The organism is Nevskia sp. (assembly GCF_051860985.1).
Lineage (GTDB): Bacteria > Pseudomonadota > Gammaproteobacteria > Nevskiales > Nevskiaceae > Nevskia.
The window spans coordinates 97,369-111,158 of the sequence record NZ_JBIMKV010000010.1; the positions used below are offsets into that span (position 1 = coordinate 97,369).

The 13,790-nt window shown below is 68.2% G+C and carries 16 protein-coding genes; 7 read left to right on the forward strand and 9 right to left on the reverse strand.

Translation table 11 applies throughout. The annotated features are described in order from the left end of the window. Positions 1–38: 38 nt before the first annotated feature. The gene (locus ACTIGJ_RS11635) at positions 39–575 is read left to right on the forward strand and encodes a lytic transglycosylase domain-containing protein (RefSeq protein ID WP_439640484.1); all 537 of its coding nucleotides are present in this window, start codon (positions 39–41) and stop codon (positions 573–575) included. A 9-nt stretch (positions 576–584) separates the two neighbouring features. On the opposite strand, the gene ACTIGJ_RS11640 is transcribed toward ACTIGJ_RS11635, so the two are convergent. Then, the gene (locus ACTIGJ_RS11640; protein ID WP_439640485.1) at positions 585–1,280 is read right to left on the reverse strand and encodes a hypothetical protein; all 696 of its coding nucleotides are present in this window, start codon (positions 1,278–1,280) and stop codon (positions 585–587) included. Between the two features lie 61 nt (positions 1,281–1,341). Here ACTIGJ_RS11640 and ACTIGJ_RS11645 point away from each other — a divergent pair, with 61 nt between their 5' ends. From ACTIGJ_RS11645 to ACTIGJ_RS11655, 3 genes are all read left to right on the forward strand, one after another. Further along, complete coding sequence (locus ACTIGJ_RS11645) at positions 1,342–1,752, forward strand: hypothetical protein (protein WP_439640486.1); 411 nt, start codon at positions 1,342–1,344, stop codon at positions 1,750–1,752. A gap of 214 nt (positions 1,753–1,966) precedes the next feature. Beyond that, the gene (gene wrbA / locus ACTIGJ_RS11650; RefSeq protein WP_439640487.1) at positions 1,967–2,566 is read left to right on the forward strand and encodes an NAD(P)H:quinone oxidoreductase; all 600 of its coding nucleotides are present in this window, start codon (positions 1,967–1,969) and stop codon (positions 2,564–2,566) included. Beyond that, a complete protein-coding gene (locus tag ACTIGJ_RS11655) occupies positions 2,563–2,904 on the forward strand; it encodes a DUF2069 domain-containing protein (RefSeq protein WP_439640488.1) in 342 nt (113 codons plus the stop codon). The genes wrbA and ACTIGJ_RS11655 overlap by 4 nt, the downstream gene beginning before the upstream one ends. Positions 2,905–2,931: 27 nt before the next feature. Here ACTIGJ_RS11655 and zapE read toward each other — a convergent pair whose 3' ends face one another. The 5 genes from zapE to ACTIGJ_RS11680 all read right to left on the reverse strand — a co-directional run bounded on the left by zapE (position 2,932) and on the right by ACTIGJ_RS11680 (position 6,760). Next, positions 2,932–4,068: a cell division protein ZapE gene (gene zapE, locus ACTIGJ_RS11660; RefSeq protein WP_439640489.1), complete on the reverse strand. Its 1,137-nt coding sequence runs from the start codon at positions 4,066–4,068 to the stop codon at positions 2,932–2,934. Positions 4,069–4,072: 4 nt separating this feature from the next. Next, positions 4,073–4,825, reverse strand: coding sequence for a lysophospholipid acyltransferase family protein (locus tag ACTIGJ_RS11665; protein WP_439640490.1), 753 nt, complete (start codon positions 4,823–4,825; stop codon positions 4,073–4,075). 96 nt (positions 4,826–4,921) lie between these two features. Then, positions 4,922–5,284, reverse strand: a complete 363-nt coding sequence (locus ACTIGJ_RS11670) for a hypothetical protein (RefSeq protein WP_439640491.1) — start codon at positions 5,282–5,284, stop codon at positions 4,922–4,924. A gap of 19 nt (positions 5,285–5,303) precedes the next feature. Beyond that, the gene (locus ACTIGJ_RS11675; RefSeq protein WP_439640492.1) at positions 5,304–6,026 is read right to left on the reverse strand and encodes a phosphoadenylyl-sulfate reductase; all 723 of its coding nucleotides are present in this window, start codon (positions 6,024–6,026) and stop codon (positions 5,304–5,306) included. Between the two features lie 131 nt (positions 6,027–6,157). Beyond that, on the reverse strand, positions 6,158–6,760 hold the full coding sequence (locus ACTIGJ_RS11680; protein ID WP_439640493.1) for a glutathione peroxidase: 603 nt from the start codon (positions 6,758–6,760) through the stop codon (positions 6,158–6,160). Between the two features lie 123 nt (positions 6,761–6,883). On the opposite strand from ACTIGJ_RS11680, the gene ACTIGJ_RS11685 reads away from it, so the two are divergent. Then, complete coding sequence (locus ACTIGJ_RS11685; protein ID WP_439640494.1) at positions 6,884–7,483, forward strand: RDD family protein; 600 nt, start codon at positions 6,884–6,886, stop codon at positions 7,481–7,483. A gap of 8 nt (positions 7,484–7,491) precedes the next feature. Here the strand turns inward: ACTIGJ_RS11685 and lptG are convergent, their stop codons facing one another. Next, positions 7,492–8,550 (reverse strand): LPS export ABC transporter permease LptG, encoded by a 1,059-nt coding sequence (gene lptG / locus ACTIGJ_RS11690; protein WP_439640495.1) that lies wholly within the window; start codon positions 8,548–8,550, stop codon positions 7,492–7,494. Next, positions 8,547–9,620 (reverse strand): LPS export ABC transporter permease LptF, encoded by a 1,074-nt coding sequence (lptF, locus tag ACTIGJ_RS11695; protein ID WP_439640496.1) that lies wholly within the window; start codon positions 9,618–9,620, stop codon positions 8,547–8,549. Before lptF ends, lptG begins: the two co-directional genes overlap by 4 nt. Positions 9,621–9,964: 344 nt before the next feature. Here lptF and ACTIGJ_RS11700 point away from each other — a divergent pair, with 344 nt between their 5' ends. Further along, complete coding sequence (locus ACTIGJ_RS11700; RefSeq protein WP_439640497.1) at positions 9,965–11,479, forward strand: leucyl aminopeptidase; 1,515 nt, start codon at positions 9,965–9,967, stop codon at positions 11,477–11,479. A gap of 183 nt (positions 11,480–11,662) precedes the next feature. Next, positions 11,663–12,142, forward strand: a complete 480-nt coding sequence (locus tag ACTIGJ_RS11705; protein ID WP_439640498.1) for a hypothetical protein — start codon at positions 11,663–11,665, stop codon at positions 12,140–12,142. A 141-nt stretch (positions 12,143–12,283) separates the two neighbouring features. On the opposite strand, the gene ACTIGJ_RS11710 is transcribed toward ACTIGJ_RS11705, so the two are convergent. Further along, positions 12,284–13,696: a sensor histidine kinase gene (locus tag ACTIGJ_RS11710; protein ID WP_439640499.1), complete on the reverse strand. Its 1,413-nt coding sequence runs from the start codon at positions 13,694–13,696 to the stop codon at positions 12,284–12,286. Positions 13,697–13,790: the final 94 nt, after the last annotated feature.

A 13,790-nucleotide genomic window follows, 5' to 3' on the forward strand; every position in this document is an offset into this window, starting at 1 on the left:
CGCTGCCCCGCCTTGCATGCGCTGCGGCCTTGTCGTTGATGCTCGACGCACAGGCCGCGCCCACCCGGGAACCAGAACCCGAATTGCGGGTGCTGATGAAGCAGGCGATCGAGGCGGCGACCAGCTTCGAGGACCCGTATCTGGCTGAGGTCTGGTTGACCGACATGGCCGGGCGTATCGCCCGTCATGCGCCGAAGGCGATGCCGGACCCGGCGGTGCGGCTGCGTTTCCTGCAGCTGCTGCATGCCGAGGCGACCCGCGCCGGGGTGTCGCCGGAACTGGTGTTGGCGACCATCGATGTCGAAAGCCGCTTCGAGCGTTTTGCGGTGTCCAGCGTCGGCGCGCTGGGTTACATGCAGATCATGCCGTTCTGGATCGAGGAGATCGGCAAGCCGGGCGACAACCTGTTCCACACGCCGACCAATCTGCGTATGGGCTGCACGATCCTGAAGTTCTATCTGGACAAGGAGAAGGGCAGCTATGTGCGGGCACTGGCGCGCTACAACGGTTCGATCGGCAAGCCGGACTATCCCTATCTGGTACTCGACCGGCTGACCCGGCGCTGGTCGCGCTGAGCGCGGGGCTCAGCCGCCGGAGGCGGCGGCCGACGTGCTGGCACCTGGTGCGGGCGCGGCGGCTTGCGGCTTTGAAGCGGCTTTCGGCGCCGGTGATGGTTGCGATGCCGGCTCGGGGGCCGATGACGCGGCGGCAGCAGCGTTGGCGGCACGCGGCGCGGTGCGTGCTTCCGGCCGCACCACGTCCTGCGGATGCTCCTGCGCGTAGCGCAGCGCGGCCACCACGTCGGCAATCGGTGGAAAGCGGGGAATGATCAGCTTCTGGTCGCGTTGCAATTGCCACGGCTCCGGCAGTGCTTCGAGGTTCGCGCGCCAGATCAGCGGCCACAGTGCTGCATTGCTGTAGCCCTCTTCCCGGCCGGCGACCGCGCGCAGGTTTTCGCTCTTGGCGGCCGTGTACAACCGCACCGAGCGGTCGAGATCGGCGTTCAGCAGCGCCAGCGATTCGACCGCCGCCGCGTACTCGCCATTGGCGATCTTCTTTTCGGCCGACTGCACCATCGCCAGTTCCAGATCGCCGAGGCCGATGCGGTCGCTGGCGCGCTTCAGCAGCACCAGGGCATCACGGGCGGTCGCTGCCTCGGCGCTGCCGGCACCGATCGGCGCGGCCGTCACCGGCGGGCCGCCGCTTGCGGCCTGGGCGCTCGCGGCCTGCACAGCGAGAGCATCGCGGGATTTCAGGGTCGGCAGCTTCGGCAGCGGCATCGCCGCCAGGGCCCGGCGCTCGGATTCGTTCAGCGCGGCCGAGGCCAGCGGATCAGCCGACTTGCGCGGCGTCGCTGAGGCAACTGCAGGTTTCGGGGCGCTGCTGCTGGTCGGCGTGCCGGTTGCGGTGCCGGCTGTAACAGGCGCGGGTGCGCGCGCCGCCGGGGCCGGCTGCGGTCTTGCCGGCACGGTGGCAGCGCCGGCGCTGGCCGTGGTCGCGGTGCGGGGTGGCGTGGCCACCGGAGTAGCGGCGCTGCCGGCGGCTTTGCTCGTCGTGGATCGGCTGGCGTTGCTGGTGGATGGCGTGGCAGCGGCGCCAGTGGTCGCGGCGCGCGGCGTGTTGCCGATGCTGCTGCCCGTTGGTGCGATGGCGGGTTTTGGTGCCGGCTTCGCGGCTGGTTTCCGGACAACGGCCGGCGCCGGTGAGGCGGGGACCGGATCGGCAGTTGTCTGTGACGGGGTGGGCCGGTAGCGCGACGGCGAGGATTGGCAGGCGGTGGCCGCGACGACGACCAGCAGCATCGCGGGCAACAGCCGGAGGCTGCGAAGGGGGATCGGGGGCATGGCGGCAGACTAGCCAGCGGTCATCGAAGGGTCAAACGACGCCGACGGCTCGTTGCCACCGATGATCGCGGGCCTTGCCGCCGGCGCCCCGTACAATCACGCCGTCCAGTGATGAGGTGGTGATGATCGAGATTCTGGTGCTCTATTACTCGCGGCATGGCGCAACCGCCGCGATGGCCCGGCAGATCGCCCGGGGAATCGAATCGGTCGATGGCGTGCAGGCCCGTGTGCGCACGGTGCCGCCGGTGTCGGCCGATACTGTCGCGACTGCGCCGGCGGTGCCGGAAGCCGGTCCGCCGTATGCCACGTCGAACGATCTGCGCGAATGCGCGGGCCTGGTACTCGGCAGTCCGACGCGCTTCGGCAACATGGCAGCGGCGCTGAAGTACTTCCTCGATGGCACGGCGGATCTGTGGCTCGGCGGCGCGCTGGCCGGCAAGCCGGCGGCGGTGTTCACCTCCACCGGCAGCCAGCACGGCGGCAATGAGGCGACCTTGCTGACGATGATGCTGCCGCTGCTGCATCACGGCATGGTGCTGGTCGGTCTGCCGTATACCGAGCCGGCGCTGTCGACCACCGATACCGGCGGCACGCCCTACGGGGCCAGCCATGTGGCCGGCACCGGCGGCAAGCCCCGGCCGTTGAGCCGCGATGAGACCACGCTGTGCCTGGCGCTCGGCAAGCGCCTTGCAGAGACCGCCCGGAAGCTCGCGGCGCCATGAACCGACCCCTGAGTGTCTACGCCTGGGCGGTCGCACTGGGCTGCCATTTCCTGCTCGCCAACGGCCTGTGGATCTGGGCTGGCCTGCTGCCGGGCCTGTTGCTGGTGCTGCCGCTGGCGCTGGGCCTGCCCGGGTTGATCCGCCGCCGCCGCTACACGGCCGGCTGGCTGACCCTGCTGCTGTCCGGCTACATCGCCGGGCTGATGGCGGAAGCGGCGTCGGTGCCGTCGCGCTATGGCATCGCGCTCGGCTTCAGCGGGCTGGCGGCCGTGGAATTCGCGGCGCTGGTGCTGTTCGTGCGCTGGTCGGCGCGGGAGAACGGCGTCGCCCGCATCTGAGCGGCGGGCCGGTGACACCCGCCGGCCTCAGCCTCGGTGGGCGCTGGCCAGGTATTCCTCGGACTGCATTTCCTGCAGCCGGGACTGGGTGCGGGCGAACTCGAAGCGCAGCTTGCTGCCGCTGTAGAGGTCCGACGGCGCTGCCGCCGCGCCGATCAGCAGCTTGACGCCGCGGTCGTAGAACTCGTCGACCAGGGTCATGAAACGGCGGGTGGCGTCGTCGCGGCTGCTGTCGAGCTTCGGCACGCCGGTCAGCACCACGGTGTGGTGCAGCCGGCCCAGCTCGATGTAGTCGGCGGCCGAGCGCGGACCTTCGCAGAGCGCCTCGAAGTCGAACCAGATCGCGCCATCGGCGATCCGCTCGGCGTGCAGCCGGCGGTCGTTCAGCAGGTAGTCGCCCGGTGCATGCTCGCCATGCGGGGCCAAGGCATCGAAATGGCAGGCCAGCTCGGCGCGCGCGGCGTCGTCGTCGGGATGCAGGTAGAGGCGGGCGTCCTTCAGCTGGCGCAGCCGGTAGTCGGTGCCGCCGTCGACGTTCAGCACCGTGACGTGGCGCTTCAGAGTTTCGATCGCCGGCAGGAAATTCTGCCGCTGCAGACCGTCCTTGTAGAGGCCGTCGGGCGGCACGTTGCTGGTGGCGACCAGCGTGATGTTGCGCTTGAACAGGGCCTCGAACAGCCGGCCGAGGATCATCGCGTCGGCGATGTCGGCGACGAAGAATTCGTCGAAGCACAGCACGCGGGTGGTTTCGGCGATCTCGTCGGCCACCTTCTGCAGCGGGTCGGCGGCATCCGGATAGCGGTTGCGGCGGGCGTGGACATCCAGCAGGAAGCGGTGGAAGTGAGTGCGGGTCTTGCGGCTGAACGGCAGCGCGTCATAGAAGGCATCCATCAACCAGGTCTTGCCGCGACCGACACCGCCCCAGAGATACAGGCCGTCGACCCGGCTCCAGGTCATGCGGCTGGAACCGAAACGGCGGCGCGGCGGATTCTCGATCAGCTGGTCGTAGACCGCCTGCAGCGCGTCGACCGCCGCCGCCTGCGCGGCATCGGCGACAAAGCCTTCGCGTTTCAGTTCGGCGTCGTAGCGCTGCCGGGGCGGCGGCGCCAGTTCGAGGCCGGCCAGCGCCGCCTTGTCGCTGCGATCGGAGGAGAACAGGGCCATGGCGTCAGCCGGCGACCCGGACCGGCGGCGCCGGCAGGCTGCCATCGGCCTCGCCGCAGTGGGCGAGCATCACTGCCCGCGCGGTGACCGACAGCGTGTCGGCGGCTTCGCGGCTGTCGCCATGCGCCGACAGCGGCGCGAACAGCTCGATGGTCACCGCTGACCAGCTGAACAGCCTGCGGCCTTCGCCCAGCAGCGCGCGCGAGCCGCGGATCACCGCCGGCACCACCGGCACCGCAGCGCGGGCGGCGATCAGGAAGGCGCCGGACTGGAACGGCAGCAGGACCGGTGCGGCGCGGAAGGTGCCCTCCGGAAAGATCGCGAACGATTCGCCGGCGCGGGCGCGGTCGATCAGCGTCTTGGTGGCCTTGGCCGCTTCGCGCGGCGAGCTGCGGTTGACGAACTGGCAGCCCATGCGGCGCAGGATCAGGCCGATGTACGGCCAGTCGGCCGCGCCGTGCTGGACGAAGAACGTGAAGTGCGGCGGCAGCGCGGCGGTCAGCAGGATGCCGTCGAGATAGCTGGCGTGATTGCAGATGACGATGCAGGGGCCATCCGGCAGTTGCTGCAGGCCGCGCACGCGGAACGGCATCAGGCTGAGATGCATCCAGGCGCGCACCGCCAGCCGGCCGGTCGCGCGCCGCGCGCCGAGCGTCGGCAGGACGATCAGCAGCGGGCAGAACAGCAGCAGCACGACGGTGACGAACACGGCGGCCGCATAGACGCCGTGCAGCTTGCGGAGAAAGGTCGGGAGCATGCGAAGGAGGCCGGGAAACGCCGTCATTATAAGTCGGCGGTTCCGATCCCCAGGCCGGCGGCGGCACTGCCGGAGCCGCCGGCGTGGCTGCGGTGGTCAGGGACGCCAGACCTGCTCGGCCTGCGGGTCGTAGACCGCCAGCCCCAGCGCCCGGGCGGTGTCGCGCACCAGCGGCAGCACGGCGGCGACGCGGGCGGGCACCACGGTCAGCACCGCCACGTCGTGCATCAGGCCGTCGCGCAGCGGGCCATCGGCCCAGACGGCGCTTTCCAGCTGGTCCTCGCGCAGTTCGCTGATGCAGGGATGGCGGGCGGTCAGCCGTTCAAGCAACTCCAGCAGCGCCGGCAGCGGCGGCTTGCCGTGCTGCTCGAATGCCTCGGAGCGGGCGTCGAAATCGCCCCAGACCTCGGCGTCGTCGGCCGGGATCGGCGCGGCGCTGATCATCAGCAGGTGGCTCATGCCAGCGCGCGCCTGGGGCTCAGAGATGCAGGCCGCATTCGGTCTTCGGCTTGCCCATCCAGCGGCCGCTGCGGCCTTCGCCGGCCACGGTGCAGTGGGTGCAGCCGATCGACGAATAGCCGCGCGCCACCATCGGGTGGAACGGCAGCTGGTGCTCGCGGATGTAGGCGTCGCGCTCCTCGCGGGTGACGTCGATCATCGGGTTGAACTTGAGCACGCCGCGTCGCAGCTCGAACACCGGCAGGCCGGCGCGGTGATCGGTCTGCCAGCGCATCAGGCTGGACATCCAGACCTTGTAGTTCGGCTTGATCAGTTCCAGCGGCTCGACCTTGTTGACCGAGCAGCAGAAATCCGGGTCCTTCTCGTAGGTCTTGTCGTCGACGGTGAACTGGTGCTTCCAGTCCTCGGCGCGGACGTCTTCGACCTTCAGCTTGAACAGGTCGATCAGGTACTGGCGGTACTGCACGGTTTCCGGGAAGTGGAAGCCGGTGTCGATGAAGTGGATCGTCTGCGCCGGGTTGATCGTCGAGATGATGTGCAGGAAGTACGCCGAGGTGGCCGCGAACGACGAGGTGACCAGCACCTTGTCGAGCGGAAACTCCTGATACAGCAGCTTCAGGCGCGCTTCGAAGCCGAGCGGCGCGTAGCGCTCGTTGAGCAGGGCGACCTCGGCTTCGGTCGGTCCGGGCTGCGTCGAGGGGCTTGCCGGCGTGTCGTTCGCCGACTGCGGTCCGTCATACATGCTGTTGATCCTTTCACTGCGGCCAGATGCGCCAAGGACGCGAAGTTTAGGGACGCGTCCCTGGCGCAACAACGATCTGAGGCCCGCAGCCCGGAATTAAGCTAACGATATGCCGCTTTCGGCCCGCCGCATCAGCGACCGGCGACCGCGTTGCCAGCCGGCGCGGCGGCTTGCGGCGCCGGCTTGGCCAGCTCGGCCTTGATCGCTTCGAGCAGCTTCGGGTCATCCGGCGTGACGCGGCTGCTGTAGTGGGCCAGCACCTTGCCGTCGCGGCCGATCAGGTACTTGTTGAAGTTCCAGTCCGGGGCATGCCGGGTGGCGGCCTTCAGGTCCTTGTAGAACGGATTGGCGTCGTCGCCGTCGACCCGGGTCTTGGTGTACATCGGGAAGGTGACGCCGTAATTGGCGGTGCAGAACTTGGCGATGCTTTCGTCGGTCGCCTCTTCCTGGCGGAACTGGTCGGACGGGAAGCCGAGCACCACCAGCCCGTCGCCCTTATGGGTCTTGTACAGCTTCTCGATGCCCTCGAACTGCGGGGTGTAGCCGCAGCGGCTGGCGGTGTTGACCACCAGGATCACCTTGCCGCCGTAGCTGGTGCAGAGGTTTTCGGTGCCGCCGAGAAGGCGCTTCTGGTCGTGGTTCAGCGGGCTGCCGGTGCAATCGATGGCGCGGGCGGGGGTGAACGGGACGGCCGCCAGCAAGGCGAGGGCGGATGCCGCGATGAGATGACGCATGGGGAGACTCCTGCAGTTTGAAATCGGGGGCCTACAATGCCGCGCCTGATCGGCAGCGGGCGGGAATTCCAGCGGTGACACCGCTTGCGACGTCGATCCTATCTGCCTTCCTACAATGCCGTCATGCCTGAATTGATCCTGCCTGCGCCGCTGTGGCGGCGCCTTGCTGCCGCCGTCTACGACGGCCTGCTGCTGATCGCCCTGTGGATGGTCACGCTGCTGCTGATCTGCCTGCCGCTGAACAGCCTGCTGGGCCTGCCGCCCGGCAATGCCGTCAACCGGGCGCTGCTGCTGACCGTGGCGCTGGGTTTCTTCGTCTGGTTCTGGACCCGTGGCGGGCAGACGCTGGGCATGCGCGCCTGGCGGTTGCAGGTGCGGCGCAGCGGCGGCGCGCTGCTGCGGATGCCGGTGGCCGTGGTGCGGGCGATGGCCGCGCTGATCTACTGGGGGCTGGTGCTGACGCCGGCAGCGGCGTCGATGATCCATCGCGCGCCGAGCCTGGAAAACCTGCTGCCGCATGTGCAGACGGCGTCGATCGGCGCCGGGCTGGCGGTGCTGCTGTCACTGGTCGCCGCCCGGCTCGATGCCCGCCGGCGCCTGCCGCAGGACTGGCTGACCGGCAGCGAGGTGGTGCTGCTGCCGCTGAACCCGTTCCCCGCTGCGCCGAAGGCGAAGAAAGGCAGCGGCAGAACGGCGAAAGAATCCGGATCCGACCCCCGATAGGAGCAGAGTCAGCGGGCGAGGCGCAGCCGCCACAGTGCCAGCACGGCGAGCAGCGCGGTGGGCAGGCCGGCGGCCATCGGGGCCGGCCACTGGTAGAGATCGCCGACGCTGACCGACACCTTGTTCAGCACATAGAACACGATGCCGACCAGCACGCCGGCCAGCAGGCGCTGGCCGGCGCCGGCATCCCGCAGGGTACCGACCACGAACGGCACCGCGAACAGCATCATCACCATCACCGTCACCGGCTCGACCAGCTTGCGCCACAGCCAGATGCGGTACTTGGTGGCGTCGAGCTTGTTCTCCTCCATGTAGTCGACGAGGTTGTACAGGCCTCTGACCGACAGCACGTCGCCTTCGAGGATGAACAGCTTCAGCACGTTCGGGGTGATCGAGCCGCTGATCTCGATCTGGTCGAGCGTCACCACGCGGGTGCTGTCATCGTGCATCTCGGTGCGCTTGACGCCGGTCATCAGCCAGCGGCCGTCGACATAGCGGGCCTCGTCGACGGTGGACACCTGGGCCAGCCCTCCGTGGGCGTCGGTGCGGAACACGGTGACATCGCGCGCATGGTCCTCGGCCAGCAGGCGGCGGATGCGCAGGATGTTGTCGGCATCGCGCAGCCACAGCGCCCGGTCATGGCTGCCCTGTTCGCCGCGGGCCTCGTCGCGCAGCCGGGTGGCCAGGTTCTCACCGGCCGGGCCCAGCCAGTCGCCCAGCACGTAGCCGAACGCCCCCAGCAGCGCGCCAGCGGCGAGCGTGGCCGCGCCGATCCGCAGCATCGACACACCCGACGCCCGCATCGCGGTCAGTTCGCTGGAACGCGCCAGCGCGCCGATGCCCAGCAGTGCGCCGAGCAGCGCGACGATCGGCAGCAGGATGTACAGGCTCGACGGCATCAGCAGCACGCTGTACTCCAGCACCTGCAGCACGCCGTAGCTGCCCTTGCCGGTCTCGCCGATGTCGGAAATGAACACCACCAGCGTATAGATCGTCACCAGTCCGAGGCCGACCAGCGCGGTCAGGCTCAACACGCTGCCGATGATGTAGCGGTCCAGCCGGTTCATGCGACCACCTGCTGGCGGCGACGGATCATCCAGACGGCCGCGCCGAGCACCAGGCCATGCGCCCACCACAGGCCCACTAGCGGCGGGATCTGGCCCTTGCCGATCCAGGCCTGGCCGACACCCAGCAGGTTGGTATAGATCAGGTAGACGAGGATGCCGAAGACGATCTTCGAATAGCGGCCCTGGCGTGGCCGCAGGTGCGCCAGCGGCACCGCCAGCAGCGCCAGGATCAGCACCGACACGGGTGCAGCGATGCGGAAATGCAGCTCCGCCTGGTCCTGGGCGTCCGCGCTGCCCCAGAGCACGCCGGTCGGGCTCAGCTTGCGCTGGTTGTTGATGTAGCTGAACGGCGGTGGCGACAGGCGCAGCGTCAGCGCGTCGAAGCGCACGACGTCGTAGCTGGCGGTGCCGGGCGTGCCGAAATAGCGGTGGCCGGTGGTCAGCTCGACAACCCGCTCGCCGCTGACCGGGTCGATCACCTGGGTGCCGTGATCGGCGACCACGACGCTGGAGCCGCCGGATTCCTCCAGTTCGGCGAACACCTTGCCGAGCGTCCGGCCGTCGGGGCTGATCGAATCGGTGTAGAACACCGCGCGGCCACCGGCCACGGTCTTGAACTGGCCGGCCTCGAACGGCGTGAACTGCACCAGCCGCTTGGCGTCCTTGACCAGGAAATCGGCCTGCCGGCCGGCCCAGGGGCCGATCGAGAAGCTCAAAGCAGCGGTCAGCACGGTCAGCGCCGCCGCCAGGCCCATGAACGGCCGGTACAGCCGCCCCAGGCCGGAGCCACAGGCGGTCATCGCGGCGATCTCGTTGTCGCTGTACAGCCGGCCCAGCGACAGCATGATCGCCAGCAGCAGCGACACCGGGATCAGGATCACCAGGTAGCGCAGGCTCGACAGCAGCGCCACGTTCAGCAGCAGTTCGCGTGGCAGCTCGCCCTTGGCGGCCACCCCGAGCACGCTGGCAAAGCGGGTGGCGATCATGATCGCCAGCAGGATGAAGGTGACGGCCGCCCACGCGGTCAGCACCTCGCGCAGCAGGTAGCGGTCGAGAATCCTTCGGTTCATGCCGATAGCGTACCCGACCGGCCGTCGCCGCCCGGCTTCCGGACCTCGCGCAGCGCACCCCGGAACCGCGCCAGCGTGGTGCGGCGTGTTTCGAGAAAAGCCAAGTCAAGGACCTGGATCACAGTTCCGGCGCCAATGAAAGAGTGGAAAGAGTAGGGGAAATCGTTAGAATCACGGGGTCACTTGGGTTTTTTTCAAATACGCCCCCGTATTGGGAATCGAGGGTCGCTCGCCGGGCACGGTTCGAGCAGGAAAATCCGAGTTTTGAATTCAGCATCGCTCGCTGCGGCCCGCATCGGCGCGAGTCTTGCAAGACCCTGCCACGCCATTAGTAGAAAAAAGCCATGGAATATTTCGTAAAGAGCGGCAATCCGGAAAAGCAGCGTGTTGCCTGCGTGATCGTCGGCATCTTCGATCGCCGCAACCCGACGGAATCGGCGGAAACCATCGACAAGGCCAGCGAGGGCCTGCTCGGCAGCATCATGCGGCGCGGCGACATGGACGGAAAACTCGGCCGCAGCCTGATCCTGCACAACGTCGCCGGCGTGTTCTGCGACCGCGTGCTGCTGATCGGCCTCGGCAAGGAACGCGATTTCGACGAGGCCGCCTTCCGCAAGGCGCACCAGGCTGCAGCGCGGGCGCTGCGCAATACCGGTGCAATCGACGCCGTCAGCTACCTGACCCACCTGCCGGTCAAGGGCCGTGACTTCCAGTGGAACGTGCTGCAGGCGGCGCTGGTCACCGAAGCCGAGTTCTATCGCTTCGACGAGATGCGCGGCGAAAAGGCGCGCGAGGAAATCGTGCCGCCGAAGCTCGAACGGCTGACCTTCGACGTGCCGCGCCGCAGCGATCTGCCGGCCGGCGAAAAGGGCCTGCAGGAAGCGCAGGCGATCGCCCATGGCGTCGCCCTGACCAAGCGGCTGGCCAACCTGCCGGGCAATGTCTGCACGCCGACCTTCCTGGCCCAGAGCGCGATCGACCTCGGCAAGAAGCACGGCTTCACCGTGAAGGTGCTCGAGGAATCGGACATGGAAGCGCTCGGCATGGGCGCGCTGCTGTCCGTGTCGCGCGGCAGCCGCCAGCCGGCCAAGCTGATCGTCATGGAATACCTTAAGGGTACCCAGGGCGAGGCGCCGATTGCGCTGGTCGGCAAGGGCCTGACCTTCGACGCCGGCGGCATCTCGATCAAGCCGGCTGCCAAGATGGACGAGATGAAGTTCGACATGTGCGGCGGCGCCAGCGTCGTCGGCACCTTCGCGGCACTGGCCGAACTGCAGCTGCCGATCAACGTCGTCGGCGTGATCGCCGCCAGCGAAAACCTGCCGGATGGCGCCGCCAGCAAGCCCGGCGACATCGTCACCAGCATGGCCGGCATCACCATCGAAGTGCTCAACACCGACGCCGAAGGCCGGCTGATCCTCTGCGATGCGCTGACCTATACCGAGCGCACCTACGACCCGCGCATCTGCATCGACATGGCCACCTTGACTGGCGCCTGCGTCGTCGCGCTCGGCTCGCAGGCCTCCGGCCTGTTCGCCAACCAGTCTGGCCTGGCCCGCCAGCTGCTCGCCGCCGGCGACCAGATCGGCGACCGCGCCTGGGAACTGCCGCTGTGGAGCGACTACGACCACCAGATCAAGAGCGAATTCGCCGACATCGCCAACATCGCCACCGTCGGCGCGGGCGAAGCCGGCGCGATCATCGGCGCCGTCTTCCTGCACCGCTTCACCAAGAAGATGAAGTGGGCCCACCTCGACATCGCCGGCACCGCCTGGCACGGCAAGGCCGCCACCGGCCGCCCGGTGCCGCTGCTGACTCAGTACTTGATCAACGTGGCGGCCAAGCGTGGGGACGATTGAGGAGGGGCTGACGCCTACTTCAGTATCGGGCGAGGCAATTGCCTAGGCGGAGGCTCTAAGCCCGCACCCGACTCGTATCCCGCAGCACGTTCAGCCGTTGGTAGCTTCCGGCTTCCGGCGAGCGCCTCTGCGAACTGCAACGATCGTGTTACTGCCGAGCCACTCGAGCGGGATCATCAAGTCATGGTGTACGTCGTCGCGATCGTGCTGAGCGTGATTGCAGGCCTGCTGATCGCTGGATTGCAGACGCGCGCCGAGGGGCGATATCGCCACCCCGCGTCCAATGCCGATCAGCCATCTCGCGTGTGGCCACGGGCCTCGCTGTTGCGCATCTGCAGCGGGTGGTTGCTTGCCGCCTTTGCGAGCATCGTTGTTTGTGTGGCGGCGCTCTTGCTGTCGCTGCTGGGCCTGAAGATCGCTAAAGCGATCTTGCTTTACTCGATACTGGCGATGTTTTTCCTCGGGCCATCCGCATTTCTAGTCGCAAGGCTGCCGAGGTGCCCGTCTTGCCGCCTACACGTGCTTCGGGGGCCGGCTTGGGTCAGGCCGGCCTATCCGGCGCGGTATCGGGGATTGCAGGATGCAGGGGCGGTCGCCCTTGGTGTGCTCGTTGACCGTCGATCTCACTGCATGCATTGCGGCCAGGACTTCCATTTGCCTTGAGGCGCGATGTGTTGGCGTCTGCGGTCGTTTCGAATTGCATGGCTGACGGCAGGTCACCGCTGACGCGGCATCGTCCAGATGGGAGCGCCAAACTACGGCTGCCTCTGTTGGATAAAGGGTGCGTCAGCCGGCGTAGCCCGATCAGCCCGCCAGCACCTCGCTTGGCCACGGCAGGCTCACGGTGAAGCGAGCGCCCTGACCGCGCTGCGAGGCGACCTCGATCTTGCCGCCGTGGCGTTCGACGATCTCGCGCGACAGGGTCAGGCCGAGGCCGGCGCCGCCGGTGTTGCGGCCGAACTGCACGAAGGGGTCGAAGATCCGCGCCAGCTGGCGGCGGGTCAGGCCTTCGCCGCTGTCGCGCACCTCGATGCGGATGGCGTCGGAGCCGGCGACCACGGTGATGCCGACTTCGCCGCCGGACGGCGTGTGGCGGATGGCGTTGCCGATCAGGTTGTCGAGCACGCGGGAGAACTGGCCGGCGTCGAGCTGCAGATCCGGCAGGTTTGGGGCGACGGCGCAGCTGATCGACAGCTTGCGCTCCAGCGCCATCGGCTCGAAGCGCGCCTGGGCGTCGCCGGCCAGCTGGGCCAGCTGCACCGGCTCCAGTTTCAGCGGTGTTTCGGCGTGGCTCAGGCGCGAGACGTCGAGCAGGTCGGCGACCAGGTCGGCCAGCCGGTGGGTTTCGGTGTGCACGGTCTCGAACAGGTCGGCCTCGCGGCTGTCGGGCGCGAAGCGGGCGCGTTCGGCCAGCAGGTCCATCGCCATCTTCAGACCGGTGACCGGGGTGCGCAGCTCGTGCGACGCGCGCAGCACGAAATCGGTCTGCAGTTGCTCCTGTTCGCGCTCCTCGGTGACATCGCGCAGCAGCATCACCAGCCCCGGCCGGGTGTCGTCGGTGAACGGCGTCAGCGCCAGCGCCAGCTTGCGCTGCATCACGCCTTCGCCGATCACCAGATCCGGCTCGTCGTCCTGCGACAGCGACTGGCTGGCGATGTCGTCGATGATCCGCTGGTTGAAGCGTTCGCCGCCGAGCAGCTCGTCGAGCGTGCGGCCGATCGCCAGATCCACCGTGGTGCCGAGCTGGCGGGCGGCGATCGGATTCAGGCGTTCGATGCGCGCCTGTTCGTCGACGATGATCAGGCCGTCGTCGATGGAGCCGAGCACCACGTCGTTGCGGCGCTGCTCGGCCAGCAGACGGTCGATCGAGGTCGACTTGTAGGTTTTCAGTGCCGCCGCCATGGCGTTGAAGTTGGTCGCCACGATGTTGGCCTCGACCAGCCGCGAGGCCTCGATCTTCACGTCGAACTCGCCGTCGGCGATGGTCCGTGCGGCACCGGCGATGCGTTGCAGCGGCGCGCTCAGGTACTGCGCCTGGGCGATCGCGAAGCGCAGGCCGAAGGCGCCGATCGCCGAACCGGCGATGCCGAGCAGGCCGATCTGGTACCAGGGCGCTCGCTCGAAGCGATCCCAGGCCAGTGCCAGCAGAGCGCCGGCGATGAACGCCAGCACGATCAGCGCGGCGTAGGTGAGCAGCAGGCGGTGAAGGATTTTCATGGTCGAGGAAGTTCGGCTATCGCGATGATCGGAAACGCTTTTCGCGGCGGCGTGACGGTGGATGACGGGCGCACCGGCGACCCGGGTAGGGCTG

Excerpts from the sequence above, each read along its gene's own strand:
- ACTIGJ_RS11635 (WP_439640484.1), top strand. The coding sequence starts at position 39 with ATGCTCGACGCACAGGCCGCGCCCACCCGGGAACCAGAACCCGAATTG.
- ACTIGJ_RS11640 (WP_439640485.1), bottom strand. The coding sequence starts at position 1,280 with ATGCCGCTGCCGAAGCTGCCGACCCTGAAATCCCGCGATGCTCTCGCT.
- wrbA (WP_439640487.1), top strand. The coding sequence starts at position 1,967 with ATGATCGAGATTCTGGTGCTCTATTACTCGCGGCATGGCGCAACCGCC.
- ACTIGJ_RS11655 (WP_439640488.1), top strand. The coding sequence starts at position 2,563 with ATGAACCGACCCCTGAGTGTCTACGCCTGGGCGGTCGCACTGGGCTGC.
- zapE (WP_439640489.1), bottom strand. The coding sequence starts at position 4,068 with ATGGCCCTGTTCTCCTCCGATCGCAGCGACAAGGCGGCGCTGGCCGGC.
- ACTIGJ_RS11665 (WP_439640490.1), bottom strand. The coding sequence starts at position 4,825 with ATGCTCCCGACCTTTCTCCGCAAGCTGCACGGCGTCTATGCGGCCGCC.
- ACTIGJ_RS11670 (WP_439640491.1), bottom strand. The coding sequence starts at position 5,284 with ATGAGCCACCTGCTGATGATCAGCGCCGCGCCGATCCCGGCCGACGAC.
- ACTIGJ_RS11675 (WP_439640492.1), bottom strand. The coding sequence starts at position 6,026 with ATGTATGACGGACCGCAGTCGGCGAACGACACGCCGGCAAGCCCCTCG.
- ACTIGJ_RS11680 (WP_439640493.1), bottom strand. The coding sequence starts at position 6,760 with ATGCGTCATCTCATCGCGGCATCCGCCCTCGCCTTGCTGGCGGCCGTC.
- ACTIGJ_RS11685 (WP_439640494.1), top strand. The coding sequence starts at position 6,884 with ATGCCTGAATTGATCCTGCCTGCGCCGCTGTGGCGGCGCCTTGCTGCC.
- lptG (WP_439640495.1), bottom strand. The coding sequence starts at position 8,550 with ATGAACCGGCTGGACCGCTACATCATCGGCAGCGTGTTGAGCCTGACC.
- lptF (WP_439640496.1), bottom strand. The coding sequence starts at position 9,620 with ATGAACCGAAGGATTCTCGACCGCTACCTGCTGCGCGAGGTGCTGACC.
- ACTIGJ_RS11700 (WP_439640497.1), top strand. The coding sequence starts at position 9,965 with ATGGAATATTTCGTAAAGAGCGGCAATCCGGAAAAGCAGCGTGTTGCC.
- ACTIGJ_RS11705 (WP_439640498.1), top strand. The coding sequence starts at position 11,663 with ATGGTGTACGTCGTCGCGATCGTGCTGAGCGTGATTGCAGGCCTGCTG.
- ACTIGJ_RS11710 (WP_439640499.1), bottom strand. The coding sequence starts at position 13,696 with ATGAAAATCCTTCACCGCCTGCTGCTCACCTACGCCGCGCTGATCGTG.